The sequence below is a fragment of the gamma proteobacterium symbiont of Scutellera amethystina genome (genome assembly GCF_059730845.1).
On sequence record NZ_AP035935.1, the window covers coordinates 779677 to 794026 of the forward strand.

General features: G+C 56.1%; 13 protein-coding genes and 1 pseudogene. 7 read left to right on the top strand and 7 right to left on the bottom strand.

Annotated elements, in window-relative coordinates:
• Window positions 1-2: 2 nt before the first annotated feature.
• The 4 genes and pseudogenes from AC6I79_RS03630 to AC6I79_RS03645 form a co-directional block, all read left to right on the top strand.
• Window positions 3-359: pseudogene (locus tag AC6I79_RS03630) on the top strand (hypothetical protein); the annotation flags it as partial.
• A complete protein-coding gene (locus tag AC6I79_RS03635; protein ID WP_159377903.1) occupies window positions 331-936 on the top strand; it encodes a hypothetical protein in 606 nt (201 codons plus the stop codon). The pseudogene AC6I79_RS03630 and the gene AC6I79_RS03635, both read left to right, overlap by 29 nt.
• Window positions 937-1414: 478 nt before the next feature.
• Window positions 1415-1726, top strand: a complete 312-nt coding sequence (locus AC6I79_RS03640; RefSeq protein WP_394521408.1) for a hypothetical protein — start codon at window positions 1415-1417, stop codon at window positions 1724-1726.
• A 535-nt stretch (window positions 1727-2261) separates the two neighbouring features.
• Window positions 2262-2525: a hypothetical protein gene (locus tag AC6I79_RS03645; protein ID WP_146068797.1), complete on the top strand. Its 264-nt coding sequence runs from the start codon at window positions 2262-2264 to the stop codon at window positions 2523-2525.
• A gap of 169 nt (window positions 2526-2694) precedes the next feature.
• Here the strand turns inward: AC6I79_RS03645 and AC6I79_RS03650 are convergent, their stop codons facing one another.
• Window positions 2695-3369: a YtjB family periplasmic protein gene (locus AC6I79_RS03650; RefSeq protein WP_021506808.1), complete on the bottom strand. Its 675-nt coding sequence runs from the start codon at window positions 3367-3369 to the stop codon at window positions 2695-2697.
• A 107-nt stretch (window positions 3370-3476) separates the two neighbouring features.
• Between AC6I79_RS03650 and serB the strand changes: the two genes are divergently transcribed.
• From serB to nadR, 3 genes are all read left to right on the top strand, one after another.
• Complete coding sequence (gene serB / locus AC6I79_RS03655; protein WP_058780963.1) at window positions 3477-4454, top strand: phosphoserine phosphatase; 978 nt, start codon at window positions 3477-3479, stop codon at window positions 4452-4454.
• Between the two features lie 13 nt (window positions 4455-4467).
• A complete protein-coding gene (gene radA / locus AC6I79_RS03660) occupies window positions 4468-5850 on the top strand; it encodes a DNA repair protein RadA (protein WP_021506810.1) in 1383 nt (460 codons plus the stop codon).
• A 245-nt stretch (window positions 5851-6095) separates the two neighbouring features.
• Window positions 6096-7322: a multifunctional transcriptional regulator/nicotinamide-nucleotide adenylyltransferase/ribosylnicotinamide kinase NadR gene (nadR, locus tag AC6I79_RS03665; protein ID WP_010618490.1), complete on the top strand. Its 1227-nt coding sequence runs from the start codon at window positions 6096-6098 to the stop codon at window positions 7320-7322.
• 49 nt (window positions 7323-7371) lie between these two features.
• Here the strand turns inward: nadR and ettA are convergent, their stop codons facing one another.
• From ettA to urtB, 6 genes are all read right to left on the bottom strand, one after another.
• A complete protein-coding gene (ettA, locus tag AC6I79_RS03670; protein ID WP_071813584.1) occupies window positions 7372-9039 on the bottom strand; it encodes an energy-dependent translational throttle protein EttA in 1668 nt (555 codons plus the stop codon).
• 116 nt (window positions 9040-9155) lie between these two features.
• Complete coding sequence (gene deoR, locus AC6I79_RS03675) at window positions 9156-9920, bottom strand: DNA-binding transcriptional repressor DeoR (protein WP_058757230.1); 765 nt, start codon at window positions 9918-9920, stop codon at window positions 9156-9158.
• A gap of 113 nt (window positions 9921-10033) precedes the next feature.
• Entirely contained in the window at window positions 10034-10732 is a 699-nt protein-coding gene (urtE, locus tag AC6I79_RS03680) for an urea ABC transporter ATP-binding subunit UrtE (RefSeq protein ID WP_394521409.1), read from the bottom strand.
• A 1-nt stretch (window position 10733) separates the two neighbouring features.
• Window positions 10734-11525 (bottom strand): urea ABC transporter ATP-binding protein UrtD, encoded by a 792-nt coding sequence (gene urtD / locus AC6I79_RS03685; protein WP_058771510.1) that lies wholly within the window; start codon window positions 11523-11525, stop codon window positions 10734-10736.
• Window positions 11518-12594, bottom strand: coding sequence for an urea ABC transporter permease subunit UrtC (urtC, locus tag AC6I79_RS03690; protein WP_058757138.1), 1077 nt, complete (start codon window positions 12592-12594; stop codon window positions 11518-11520). The genes urtD and urtC overlap by 8 nt, the downstream gene beginning before the upstream one ends.
• Window positions 12594-14159, bottom strand: a complete 1566-nt coding sequence (gene urtB, locus AC6I79_RS03695) for an urea ABC transporter permease subunit UrtB (RefSeq protein ID WP_325969715.1) — start codon at window positions 14157-14159, stop codon at window positions 12594-12596. The genes urtC and urtB overlap by 1 nt, the downstream gene beginning before the upstream one ends.
• Window positions 14160-14350 lie beyond the last annotated feature (191 nt).

Sequence of the window (14350 nt, forward strand, 5' to 3'; positions counted from 1 at the left end):
AAGACCCGATAGGGCTGGCGGGTGGGCTGAATCTTTATCAGTATGCGCCGAACCCGCTGGCATGGATTGATCCCCTGGGTCTTTCAAAATGCCACTTAGATAATCCTAAGAAAAAAGTAAACAGTGCTGAAATAGGCGATATAGTAAGGACTCCATCATCACATCCTGAAGATTTTGTTAAAGTAAAAGGTGGGGATTATAAGAATAATCATACAAATGAAATATGGAGTAAAAGTAATACATCGCATAGTGATAAACAAGGCGAATGGAAAGTTGGTATAGGTAAAGCGGAACCAAAGCCAAGGCATAAAATAACTATAGGTATGAGTGATGGAAAGATCATTAAAATCGATAAGTAGCCTCTCACTAAATGAAATTAATTTCTCTGGATTTAGATTGTCCAAAAGTTGGGTCGGTTTTTTTGAAAAAAAAGATTCCTTTTCATACCCTCTAATTGACGAGGCTATTTCTTTATTCGAGGGTTTTTTTGGTAAAGAGGATGAAGGTGTAATTGTTATTACAGCTCTTTCATTTAATGATGAAAGAGAGGGTGATAGAGTAACGATTGATAATTATCAGGCTTTATATGAGGAGATGAAAGATAAAAAATTACTTTCACCAATGACTGACGATTTTGAAAGTTATCTTTATGGTGATTCTTGTTTGCCGGCTTTTTCACTCAGTCTAAGTAATAACAGTAATGACTTCAGGGGATTATCAAGATTGATGATGTGCCATGCTGGAGTTGTTGGTCAGGTTTGTTTTTATATTAATCTGAATTTAAATGTGGCCATTTATCCCCACGATGATGTTGGGTTTGGATGTATTGCTCTTAATGAAAAATATAAAGAATGTGAAAAGTTTCTGCATTATTGCGCGAAAAACGAATCGTTCAATGTTTTTATTGGTGGCAGTAATGGATTGGTAAAATTATGATGGTAGATGTATTTGAAAGTTTATTATTGACTTGTTTATCCAAAACTTTCTGGATGATTAGTGGTGAGTATAAATAATAACGCAAGATACTATTAATCAATCTAATAAAACTCTTGTGAATGGGGTGGTGTTATAAATATGGGAAAAATGTAACATAATGCCATTTTGTTGACGAGGCTGATTTGTGGTCTTAATGTTTTATGGTGATCTTTATTTAATTAAGTGGTAATGATTATATTCTTTATTAATTGATTGCTATTTTTGTTAGCTATGTTTTAGTGCGTTTTTTTTAATCATTGATAAATGATTTTTACAGGGGGCTTTAGTGTTCAGGTGAATTATCCAAACGGTATTTTATTGAAATAAATGCCCAACCTCGAGTCGGGATGAATTCTAAATCAACGGTGTCATAATGATGAATTAACTGTTAATTGTGATATTTAAATTAATGATTACATAATGATTAAAGGAAATGATAGTGTCGCACATTAAAAAGAAAATCTATTTAACAGAGGCTGAGGCAATTGATTTATATAAGGAGGTTGATTATATATTGGTGTCATTAAACAATATAGCTCATTATTATTATAACGAATCAAAAATCAATGAGGAGAAGCGAAGAGCGTATGAGCGAGAAACTACCAATTTCATTGATGACAATGATATTACTACATTGTTATCGAAGATGAGAGGAATGATTGGAGGTAAATTTGACCGTGAGCCTGGAGAGGATGATATGGACGATTTGGAGAGAGCTACTGAAAACAATAAATATTGGGAAGGTCCATAATTATCAGAGTGTTAGCATAAAATTTAATTCAAACTATCCTTATGTCGATACATTGCTATATCTTTTCGGGTAAGGATAGTGCTACAACTCTCCATAAATTTTAAGAGTAGTAGATGATCAGTTAGATCTAACCGGTGGTTTAAACATTAAAACCTGTATGCCTGATTATTAAAGCTGGATCGATTCGCGGATTTTATCAAATAAACGCTACGAAAAGAAAATAGTTTTAACAATTCGATCTATTAATGGAAATTTAAAGATTATTATACTCAGCGTGATATTTTAGCGCTGATGTCATAAGATGATTGCAAAATAGTCGTCACAGTTGTTATTGTGATAATAAATTTCCCTATTATGCCAAAAACTAACAATCCGTCATGACTGGAGAGTAATCATAATTAATCTATTAGAACTTAAGGCCCCGAAGTGAAGGTTCTGCAGCTGCTCAGGGCGCTGGATATCCTGGCTTAGGATATCAAGCTGTGGTTTCAAATCTCCCCAGAACATGGGTTGTTAAAACTATGAGGGTTCCCTGGTGAATGCTTTAAATGAATTAATGAGATCGCTCGAAAAAATAATAGTTGAGCTTAATGCGAATGGTAAAATTGAGTCAGCGATTTTTTTCACTATTCGTTATAATGAAATAATTAAGTATGGTGATGATTTTTCTCTTGAAATAGTTGAAACACTATCAACATGCAGAGCTATGTCTCAATATGCTAATTTCTCCCAGAAAGAAGAAATGCTGCTTGATGATGTCGTAGATAGTGCAATAGCGATTAAAATTAAGGTCCCATAATAGTAGCCGGACGCAATCTTAACGATCCTTCCGGCTTTTTCTCTTTAGCTGCCAGTCGTCAGGATCAGGCTGTCCTGTCCAACCTTCACCGTCACTCTGTATCCCATCCCAGCCAGCCACCTCCCGGCAATATTAATCTGCGACGTGCTTCTATAGAGAGCTATCTGCCTCAACCCTCTTTCCTCTCTGTCTCCACACTCTCCGCCGCCGTCTCTTCCTCTTTATCCTCTTTCACCGTTCTGCTGGCCGTCAGCAGGAACGGGGATTGCTGCCAGCGGGTGCGGCGGTCGCGCAGCAGGGTGCGGGTCAGGATAATGCCGATCGCCAGCGCCAGCAGCATCATCAGGCGCAGAATATTGGTGGTGTTATCCACCTGACGCGATTCCGTCACCAGCACATGGGTATCCAGCGTGATACGCAGAAAACCCTGCGGACCCTCTTTCCCTTCCAGCGGCTGGACAATCTGATGATTGAAATAACTACCAGCACGTTTACCGTCGAGCGCCAGGCGGTCGCGCACATTAATACTCTCACCGCTGTGGGCCACCAGGCTACCGTCGTCGGCATAGACCGAAGCGTCCAGCACGCGGCTGTTATCCGTCATCTGATTCAGGATGGCTTCAATCTGCGTGCGGTTATCGTCGCTGTTATCCATGAGCGGTTTCAGGCTGAACGCCACCTGGCGCGTCAGCGTGTGCGCCAGCTCCTCGACCTGCTCGGAACGGGCCATCTGATGGCCAAGACTAAACCATGACGCGCCCTGCATCAGCACCACTAACAGCGCCAGCGAGATAAGAACGATCACCGTGCGATGCAGGCGAAATTTCAGTGCGGTTTTGACCATCAGAAACCCGTGTGACGTAACAGCAGAAAGGCTGGCAATTATGTTGCCAGAACCCGCGCAGACAAGGTAGCCTCTTGCGTGGTTTTGTTGTCCCTACAGGAGCTGTAATGCCAAATCGTCTTACCTGGTGCGATCTGCCCGCCGATGTCTCTCTTTGGCCGGGTTTACCCCTTTCCCTGAGCGGTGATGAAGTGATGCCGCTGGATTACCGTGCCGGTCGGACTGGCTGGTTACTGTATGGGCGCGGGCTCGATAAACAAAAACTGACTGATTATCAGCATCAGCTGGGCGCGGCGATGGTGATCGTCAGCGCGTGGAATGTCGATGAGTATCAGGTAATCCGGCTGGCGGGCTCGCTGACGCCGCGTGCCAGCAAGCTGGCACATGAGGCTGGCTTTGATGTGGCGCCGCTTGGCAAAATCCCCCATCTGAAAACGCCAGGGCTGCTGGTAATGGACATGGATTCCACCGCCATCCAGATCGAGTGCATCGATGAGATCGCCAAACTGGCGGGCTGTGGCGAGCAGGTGGCGGAAGTGACGGAGCGCGCGATGCGCGGCGAGCTGGATTTTAAAGCCAGCCTGCGCGAGCGCGTGGCGAAGCTGGCCGGCGCTGACGCCAACATCATGAAGCAGGTGCGCGACACGCTGCCGCTGATGCCGGGCCTGACCACGCTGGTGCACAAGTTGCAGGCGCTGGGCTGGCAGGTGGCGATTGCCTCGGGCGGGTTCACCTTCTATGCCGATCACCTGCGGCAGACGCTGCATCTGGCCGCTGCGGTAGCCAACGAACTGGAAATGCGTGACGGTAAGCTGACCGGTGAAGTGCTGGGGCAAATCGTCGACGCGCAATTTAAAGCCGATACCCTGAACAGTCTGGCCCAGCGCTTTGACATCGCACCGGAACAAACCGTGGCGATTGGCGATGGTGCTAACGATCTGCCGATGATTAAAACCGCGGCGCTGGGTATCGCCTATCATGCTAAACCCAAAGTGAATGAGCAGACGGAAGTGATTATCCGCCACGCTGACCTGATGGGAGTGTTCTGCATTCTCACCGGCAGCCTGATTCACGAAGAGCGTTAACTGAGGATTTGATTTGGCCAAAGCGGCAAAACGCGCCTTCGTCTGTAACGAATGCGGCGCTGACTATCCGCGCTGGCAGGGGCAATGCAGCGCCTGTCACGCCTGGAATACCATTACCGAGGTGCGCATTGCCGCCTCGCCTGCGGCCGCGCGCAATGAGCGCCTGAGCGGCTATGCCGGCAGCGCCGGCACCAGCCGGGTGCAGAAGCTGTCGGAGATCAGTCTGGAAGCGCTGCCGCGTTTCTCGACCAGTTTTAAAGAGTTTGACCGCGTGCTGGGCGGTGGCGTGGTGCCAGGCAGCGCGATACTGATTGGCGGTAACCCTGGTGCCGGTAAATCAACACTGCTGTTGCAGGTGATGTGTAAGCTGGCGGAAGGGATGAAAACCCTGTACGTCACCGGCGAAGAGTCGCTGCAACAGGTAGCGATGCGCGCCCATCGTCTGGGATTACCGACGGAAAACCTCAATATGCTGTCGGAAACCAGCATTGAGCAGATCTGCCTGATCGCCGAGCAGGAGCAGCCGAAGCTGATGGTGATCGACTCGATCCAGGTGATGCACATGGCGGAGATCCAGTCATCGCCGGGCAGCGTGGCGCAGGTGCGGGAAACTGCCGCTTACCTGACGCGCTTCGCCAAGACGCGCGGCGTGGCGATCATCATGGTCGGCCACGTCACCAAAGATGGCTCGCTGGCCGGACCGAAGGTGCTGGAGCACTGTATCGACTGTTCGGTACTGCTGGACGGCGATGCCGATTCGCGCTTCCGCACGCTGCGCAGCCACAAAAACCGCTTTGGCGCGGTGAATGAGCTGGGCGTCTTTGCCATGACCGAGCAGGGCATGCGCGAAGTCAGTAACCCGTCTGCTATCTTTTTGTCACGCGGCGATGAGATCACCTCCGGCAGTTCGGTGATGGTGGTCTGGGAGGGCACGCGCCCGCTGCTGGTTGAGATTCAGGCGCTGGTGGACCATTCGATGATGGGCAATCCGCGCCGCGTGGCGGTTGGGCTGGAGCAGAACCGTCTGGCGATTCTGCTGGCGGTGCTGCACCGCCACGGCGGCCTGCAGATGGCCGATCAGGATGTATTTGTGAACGTGGTCGGCGGCGTCAAAGTCACCGAGACCAGTGCAGACCTGGCGCTGCTGCTGGCGATGGTGTCGAGCCTGCGCGATCGCCCGCTGCCGCAGGATCTGGTGATTTTTGGCGAAGTCGGGCTGGCCGGGGAGATTCGTCCGGTGCCGAGCGGCCAGGAGCGCATTTCCGAAGCGGCCAAGCACGGCTTTAAGCGCGCCATTGTGCCGGCAGGGAATGCGCCGAAGAAGGCCATTGACGGTATGAAGGTGTATAGCGCGAAGAAGCTGGCGGACGCGCTGGCGATTCTGGACGAGCTGTAAGGCGGGTTGTTGAGGGAGGGGTGGCTTGTGGTGTGGCCTGTGCTCAACCTTTGCCTTTATCTTTGCCCTCACCCTAACCCTCTCCCGCTGGGCGGGAGAGGGAACCGTTCGCAGGGGCGGGAAGTACGGTACCGATCTGTTGTTAACCGCTCTGTTCAGGATTTTCCCCCTCTCCCGCGGGCGGGAGAGGGCCGGGGTGAGGGCCCGCGCGCACCATCCCTCTAATTCCATGCAGGAGGCACTACATGTCATCGTTTGACTATCTGAAAACCGCGATTCGCCAGCAGGGACACACATTACAGCAGGTGGCTGATGCCAGCGGGATGACCAAAGGCTATCTGAGCCAGTTGCTGAATGCCAAAATCAAAAGCCCGAGCGCGCAGAAGCTGGAAGCGCTGCACCGTTTTCTCGGACTGGAATTCCCGCGCCGCGACAAAACCGTGGGCGTGGTGTTCGGGAAGTTCTATCCGCTGCACACCGGTCACATCTACCTGATCCAGCGCGCCTGTAGCCAGGTCGATGAGCTGCACATCATCATGGGCCATGACGATCCGCGCGATCGCCAGCTGTTTGAGAACAGCGCCATGTCGCAGCAGCCCACCATCAGCGATCGTCTGCGCTGGCTGCTGCAGACCTTCAAGTACCAGAAAAACATCCGTATCCATTCGTTCAACGAAGAGGGCATCGAGCCCTATCCGCACGGCTGGGATGTGTGGAGCGCTGGCGTGAAAACCTTCCTCGCGGAGCAGGGGATTGAGCCCGACTGCGTTTATACCAGCGAAGAACCGGATGCGCCGATGTATCAGCAGCATCTGGGCATTCCGGCAGTGGTGATCGATCCGCATCGATCGTTTATGAACATCAGCGGCAGCCAGATTCGTCAGGATCCGTTCCGCTACTGGGAGTACATCCCGACTGAAGTGAAGCCGTTCTTCGTGCGCACCGTGGCGGTGCTCGGCGGTGAATCGAGCGGCAAATCGACGCTGGTCAACAAGCTGGCCAACATCTTTAACACCACCAGCGCGTGGGAGTATGGCCGCGACTATGTCTTTTCGCACCTCGGCGGCGACGAGATGGCGCTGCAATACTCCGACTACGATAAAATCGCGCTCGGCCAGGCGCAGTACATCGATTTTGCCGTCAAATACGCCAACAAAGTGGCGTTTATTGACACGGACTTCATCACTACTCAGGCGTTCTGCCTTAAGTATGAAGGGCGCGAGCACCCGTTCGTGCAGGCGCTGATCGATGAGTACCGCTTTGACCTGGTGATTCTGCTGGAAAATAACGTGCCGTGGGTGGCCGACGGCCTGCGCAGCCTCGGCAGTTCGATGGATCGCCGCGAGTTCCAGTCGATGCTGGTCACCATGCTGCGTGAAAATCACATTGAATATGTGCACGTCAAAGAGGATGACTACGACACACGCTTCCTGCGCTGCGTCGAGCTGGTGAAGCAGATGCTGGGCAGCTAGCGCAGCACAACAAAAAAGGCGCCGCGGCGCCTTTTTGTTATCACAGCGATTACTTCGCCATGCGCTTGTACTTGATACGCTTCGGCTCCAGCGCTTCGGCGCCGAGGGTGCGTTTCTTGTACTCTTCGTACTCGGTAAAGTTACCTTCGAAGAACTCCACCTTACCTTCATCCTGATAGTCGATGATGTGGGTGGCGATACGGTCGAGGAACCAGCGGTCGTGCGAGATCACCATCGCGCAGCCCGGGAACTCCAGCAGGGCGTTTTCCAGTGCGCGCAGGGTTTCGATGTCCAGGTCGTTGGTTGGTTCGTCGAGCAGCAGCAGGTTGCCGCCCACCTGCAGCAGTTTCGCCAGGTGCAGACGACCACGCTCACCGCCAGACAGTTCGCCGACGCGTTTGCCCTGATCGGTACCCTTGAAGTTAAAGCGACCGACGTAAGCGCGGCTCGGCATTTCGGTGTTGCCGATGCGCATGATGTCCTGACCGCCAGAAACTTCTTCCCACACGGTTTTGGAATTATCCATCGCATCGCGGAACTGATCGACCGACGCCAGCTTCACGGTTTCGCCCAGCTCGATGCTGCCGGAATCCGGCTGCTCCTGACCTGACATCATGCGGAACAGCGTCGATTTACCGGCGCCGTTAGGACCGATGATGCCGACGATGGCGCCTTTCGGCAGCGAGAACGACAGATCGTCAATCAGCACGCGATCGCCATACGCTTTGCTCAGGTTCTTCACTTCCAGCACTTTGTCGCCGAGGCGCGCGCCAGGTGGAATGAACAGTTCGTTGGTCTCGTTACGTTTCTGATAATCGGTGTTGTTGAGCTCTTCAAAGCGCGCCAGACGGGCTTTGCCCTTGGACTGACGGCCTTTCGCGCCCTGACGCACCCACTCCAGCTCTTTCTCGATCGATTTGCGACGCGCCGCTTCCTGAGAAGCCTCCTGCGCCAGACGCTGATCTTTCTGCTCCAGCCAGGAGGAGTAGTTGCCTTCCCATGGAATGCCTTCGCCACGGTCCAGCTCCAGAATCCAGCCGGCAACGTTATCGAGGAAGTAACGGTCGTGGGTGATGGCTACCACGGTGCCTTCGAAGTCGTGCAGGAAACGCTCCAGCCACGCGACGGATTCGGCATCCAGGTGGTTGGTCGGTTCGTCGAGCAGCAGCATGTCTGGCTTTTCCAGCAGCAGACGGCACAGCGCGACGCGGCGGCGTTCACCACCGGACAGGTTGGCGATTTTGGCATCCCACTCCGGCAGACGCATGGCATCGGCGGCGCGGTTCAGCTGGGTTTCCAGGTTGTGCCCGTCGTGTGCCTGGATCACTTCTTCAAGACGACCCTGCTCAGCGGCCAGCTTGTCGAAGTCGGCATCCGGATCGGCGTACAGCGCGTACACTTCGTCGAGACGCTTCAGCGCGCCAACCACTTCCGCGACCGCTTCTTCCACCGACTCACGCACGGTGTGTTCCGGGTTCAGCTGAGGTTCCTGCGGCAGATAGCCGACTTTGATGCCCGGCTGCGGGCGCGCTTCCCCTTCGATATCTTTATCGATGCCGGCCATGATGCGCAGCAGGGTCGATTTACCCGCGCCGTTCAGGCCGAGTACGCCAATTTTGGCGCCAGGGAAAAAGCTAAGGGAGATATTCTTCAGAATGTGACGCTTCGGCGGAACCACTTTGCCGACGCGATGCATGCTATAGACGAATTGAGCCACGTTGTGATGAGCCTCTTGGTCTGTAATGGGTGGAACGTCAGATGCTGAAGTTTAGCCGTTTTCACCCGGCAATCACAGCCGCATTGCGCGCAATCTTCCGCAGCGGCGGAATAATGCTAGCCGCAGTGCAGGGTGAGCCTGGCCGCCTGCAGCACGGCGAGCAGCGCGGGCGGAGGCGGGCTGTCGCTGACCAGCATATCAAACAGCGAGAAGTCGCCAATGCGCGCCGGCAGTACCTTGCCGTACTTGCTGCTGTCGCCGACCACGATTTTGGTCTGCGCCCGCTGCAGCGCCAGATGCTTGATGGGCAGTTCATTGAGGTTATAACAGGTGGCACCCTGCGCGGCGTCCATACCGGCGGCAGAGATAAAGGCTTTATTGGGGCAGAGCGCATCCAGCACCGTGACCTGCTCGAGCGGGGTAAACACGGCGTTATCGGCGTGGAATTCGCCGCCGCACAGAATCACCCGACAGTGCGGCTTCTCTTTTAACGCCAGAAAGGTATTGATCGCGCTGCAGATGGCGGTGAAGGGCAGATCGTTATCGATCGCTTCTATCACCAGCGGCAACGTGGTGCCGCAGTCGAAAAACACCGTGTCGTTGGCCTGTACCAGCGCGGCAGCCCGCTGTGCCAGCAGACGTTTCTTGCTGACGTTGAGGTTTTGCTGGTCGCTGACAAAATAGTGCGCCACGTTCTGCCGCGGGTCGCGCATCACATAGCCACCCAGCAGCACCACGCCCTGCGTCGCGCCGGTTAAATCGCGGCGGATGGTCATTTCTGACACGCCCAGCAGTTGCGCGGCCTGTTTTAAGTGCAGGGTGTCGCTGTGTTTCAGCGCCTGCGCCAGCTTATTGATTCGTTCGTCGCGGCGGGTTTCCATCAGTAACAGTTCGCTCAACCTTCGCTGCGGCCGGAATGGCCGGGTGGAGGGTAAACATAAGTTTTTTCTTGCAGATTAACAACCTGTCTTCTGCCTGCCCGCCCGCCGCGCGGCTAAATCGCCACCAGCCCGCGCACGCCCTCGCTCTCCATATTCGCCCCTGCGCCGCGCTGCACAATTTCGCCGCGCGACATCACCAGATAGCTGTCGGCCAGTTCGGCGGCGAAATCGTAAAACTGCTCGACCAGCAGGATCGCCATGTCACCGCGCTGCGCCAGCTGACGGATCACCGCACCGATCTCTTTGATCACCGACGGCTGGATCCCTTCGGTCGGCTCATCGAGGATCAACAGCTGCGGCTGGCAGGCCAGCGCCCGGCCGATCGCCAGTTGCTGCTGCTGGCCGCCTGACAGATCGCCACCGCGCCGCGTTTTCATCTCGCGCAGCACCGGAAACAGCTGGTAGATCTCCTCCGGGACGCGGCTGGCCTGGGCGCCGGAGAAGCGCGCCAGCCCCATCAGCAGGTTCTCTTCCACCGTCAGACGCGGAAAAATTTCGCGCCCCTGTGGCACATAAGCGATACCGGCCTGCACGCGCTGGTGGGGCTTGCGCGTGTTAATCAGCTGGTTCTGCCAGCGAATCTCGCCAGATTTGACCGGAATCAGCCCCATCAGACACTTCAGCAGCGTGGTTTTGCCCACGCCGTTGCGCCCCAGCAGGCAGGTGATCTCGCCCGGGCGAGCCTCAAACGACAGACCGCGCAGGATATGGCTGCCGCCGTAATATTGATGCAGTTCTGCTACCTGTAACATCTTAGCGCCCCAGATATACGTCGATAACCCGATCGTCCGCCTGTACCTCGCGCAGCGATCCCTCAGCCAGCACCTGGCCCTGATGCAGCACCGTCACGTGGTCGGCAATGGTTTCCACAAAGCCCATGTCATGTTCCACCACCATCAGCGAGTGCTTGCCCGCCAGGCTGCGGAACAGTTCGGCGGTGTAGTCGGTTTCGGCATCGGTCATGCCGGCTGCCGGTTCGTCCAGCAGCAGCAGGTGTGGCTCCTGCACCAGCAGCATGCCGATTTCGAGAAACTGCTTCTGCCCGTGCGACAGCAGACCCGCCTGACGCTGGCGTTCGCCGCCGAGCCGCAGCAGTTTCAGCACCTCGTCGATGCGATCGCGCTGCTCGCCGCTAAGCCGGGCGCGCAGGCTGGCCCACACCGATTTATCGTTTTTCAGCGCGATTTCGAGGTTTTCAAACACCGTCAGCGCTTCAAACACCGTGGGTTTCTGAAACTTGCGGCCAATGCCGGCGCGGGCGATTTCGACCGGCGACAGCTGGCGCAGATCGGTATCCTGGTCGTAGATCACCTGGCCGCTGTCCGGCCGGGTTTTACCGGTGATCACGTCCATCAGCGTGGTTTTTCCCGCGCCGTTCGGGCCGATCACGCAGCGCAGCTCGCCGACGCCGATCTGCAATGACAGATCGGTCAGCGCGCGGAAGCCGTCAAACGAGACGTTGATGTTCTCCAGCAGCAGCACCGGATCGGTTTGCTGACGATGGCGATCCGCCGGGTGCGGTTGGGTAAACAGTTGCTCAGTCATGACGCCTCCGGCGCAGCAGGCCAATTACGCCACGCGGCAGGAACAGCGTGACCAGGATGAACATCAGGCCCAGGAAAAACAGCCAGTATTCCGGGAAGGCGACGGTGAACCAGCTTTTGGCACCGTTGACGATGGCCGCACCCAGCAGCGGGCCAATCAGCGTGCCGCGTCCGCCGAGCGCCACCCAAATCGCCGCTTCAATCGAGTTGGTCGGCGACATTTCACTCGGGTTGATGATGCCGACCTGCGGCACGTACAGCGCACCGGCCAGCCCGCACAGCACGGCGGAGAGCGTCCAGACGAATAGCTTGAAGCCCTTCGGATCGTAACCAATAAACATCAGGCGGTTTTCCGCATCGCGCACCGCCGTCAGCACGCGACCAAACTTACTGCGCGCCAGGGCAAAGCCCAGCGCCAGGCTGAACAGCAGCAATAGCACGGTCGCGATAAACAGTGCGATACGCGTGCCGGTGGCGGTGACGCTGAAACCGAGCAGGGTAGTAAAACCGGTAAAGCCGTTGTTGCCACCAAAGCCGGTTTCGTTGCGGAAAAACAGCAGCATGCCGGCGTAAGTCAGCGCCTGCGTCATGATGGAAAAGTAGACGCCTTTGATTCTGGAGCGAAAGGCGAAGAACCCAAACAGCAGCGCCAGCAGGCCCGGCACCAGTACAATCAGGCACAGAGCCCAGAGAAAGTGCTGGCTGCCGGCCCAGAACCACGGCAGCTCATTCCACGACAGAAACGACATAAACGCCGGCAAACCGCTGCCTGCAGCCTGGCGCATCAGGTACATGCCCATGGCATAGCCGCCGAGGGCAAAAAACAGTCCGTGGCCGAGCGACAGCAGCCCGGCGTAGCCCCACACCAGATCCAGCGCTACCGCGACAATCGCATAGCAGAGGATTTTGCCCACCAGCGTCAGCGTATAGGTGGAGATCGCCAGCGGATGGCTGGCGGGCAGCAGGGCGCAGAACGGCAGCACCAGCAGCAGCGCGGTCACGATGACGCCGAGAATCAGGCTGAGGCGCGGCGCTTTGCGCACCGCGCGTAAGGTCAGTGGCTGGCTCATCAGTCAATCACCCTCCCTTTAACGGCAAACAGACCTTGTGGACGTTTCTGGATGAACAGCACAATCAGCACGAGGATCAGGATTTTGCCGAGCACCGCGCCAATCTGCGGCTCCAGCACTTTGTTGAGGATGCCGAGACCAAAAGCCGCCACCACGGTGCCGGCCAGCTGACCGACGCCGCCGAGCACCACCACGAGGAATGAATCGATGATGTAGCCCTGACCCAGTTCCGGCCCGACGTTGCCCAACTGCGACAGCGCGACGCCGCCGAGTCCGGCAATGCCGGAACCGAGGCCAAACGCCAGCATATCGATGCGCCCGGTCGGCACGCCGCAGCAGTCCGCCATGGCGCGGTTCTGCGTGACCGCCCGCACATTCAGCCCCAGCCGGGTTTTATTCAGCAGCAGCCAGGTGAGCGCCAGCACCGCGATGACAAACAGGATTACCGCGATGCGGTTATACGGCAGCACCAGATTCGGCAGCAGCTGCCAGCCGCCGGACAGCCAGCCCGGGTTGGCCACTTCGAGGTTCTGCGCGCCAAACAGCATGCGCACCAGCTGAATCAGCATCAGGCTGATGCCCCAGGTGGCGAGCAGCGTCTCCAGCGGACGACCGTATAAGTGGCGGATGATGGTGCGTTCCAGCAGCATGCCCATCGCGGCGGTGACGGCGAAGGCCACCGGCAGCGCCAGCAGCGGGTACCACGCCAGCCACTGCGGGGCAAACTGCTGGAACAGATTCTGCACCAGCCAGGTGGCGTAGGCCCCGAGCATCAGCATCTCGCCGTGCGCCATGTTGATTACGCCCAGCAGGCCGTAGGTGATCGCCAGGCCGAGCGCGGCCAGCAGCAGAATGGAGCCGAGCGACAGACCGGTAAACGCCTGCCCGAGCCAATCGCCCCACATCAGGCGCTGCCTGATGTGCTGCAGGCTGGCGGCCGCAGCGGCGCGCACCTGCGCATCGGGTTCGTTGCTGGCCTGGGTTAAGCGCGTCAGGCTGGCCTGCATCGCCGGATCGCCCGATTCTCCGAGCAGCGTGACCGCTTTCAGGCGCAGCGCGGCGTCCGGGCTGGCGAGCTGCAGATTCGCGGCGGCCATCGCCAGCACCGCGTGCACCTTGCTGTCCTGTTCGGCGGCGAGGCGCTGTTCAATCAGCGGCAGCTGGTCAGGTGCGGCATCGTTTTGTAACTGTTGCGCCGCGCGCAGGCGAGTCGCCGCATCGTCACTCACCAGCTGGTGGGCGGCGAGGGCGCTGGCAATCAGCACGCGCAGCCGGTTGTTCATGAAGAGTTTTTTGGTTTCGCCGTCCGGCTGCCGGGCGCTGTCGAGCGGCAGAAGCTGGTCAGCCTGTTTGCTGAACGGCTGTTTGTTCTGGTCGATAACCACGCTTTCATTGCGCAGCGCCTGCAGCAGCGGCAAGCGGCTGGCCTGCGGCGCCGCAGCCCACTGCTGCAGCAATGTCGCCTGCTGCGTGCGGCTGGCAGCGGCGAAGTCAGCGCCATCACCGGCCTGCGCCAGCCACGGCAGCAGTAACAGCAGGCAGCTGAGAATACGGCGGAGTGTCATGGTGATCATCCTGTTATGGTTACGTTGGGTGCGGTGTGGCCCTTAGGGGGTAGGGCGTTGTCTGGCCCTCACCCCGGCCCTCTCCCGGAGGGAGAGGGAGAAAAACGGATGAGTGCGGTGCATGGCCCTCACCCCGGCCCTCTCCCGGAGGGAGAGGGAGAAAAACGGGTGAGTGCGGTGCAAGGCCCTCA

Coding starts and splice junctions, on each gene's coding strand:
- urtD (WP_058771510.1), bottom strand. CDS start 11,525: ATGACTGAGCAACTGTTTACCCAACCGCACCCGGCGGATCGCCATCGT.
- urtB (WP_325969715.1), bottom strand. CDS start 14,159: ATGACACTCCGCCGTATTCTCAGCTGCCTGCTGTTACTGCTGCCGTGG.
- urtC (WP_058757138.1), bottom strand. CDS start 12,594: ATGAGCCAGCCACTGACCTTACGCGCGGTGCGCAAAGCGCCGCGCCTC.
- nadR (WP_010618490.1), top strand. CDS start 6,096: ATGTCATCGTTTGACTATCTGAAAACCGCGATTCGCCAGCAGGGACAC.
- deoR (WP_058757230.1), bottom strand. CDS start 9,920: ATGGAAACCCGCCGCGACGAACGAATCAATAAGCTGGCGCAGGCGCTG.
- serB (WP_058780963.1), top strand. CDS start 3,477: ATGCCAAATCGTCTTACCTGGTGCGATCTGCCCGCCGATGTCTCTCTT.
- AC6I79_RS03650 (WP_021506808.1), bottom strand. CDS start 3,369: ATGGTCAAAACCGCACTGAAATTTCGCCTGCATCGCACGGTGATCGTT.
- urtE (WP_394521409.1), bottom strand. CDS start 10,732: ATGTTACAGGTAGCAGAACTGCATCAATATTACGGCGGCAGCCATATC.
- AC6I79_RS03635 (WP_159377903.1), top strand. CDS start 331: ATGGAAAGATCATTAAAATCGATAAGTAGCCTCTCACTAAATGAAATT.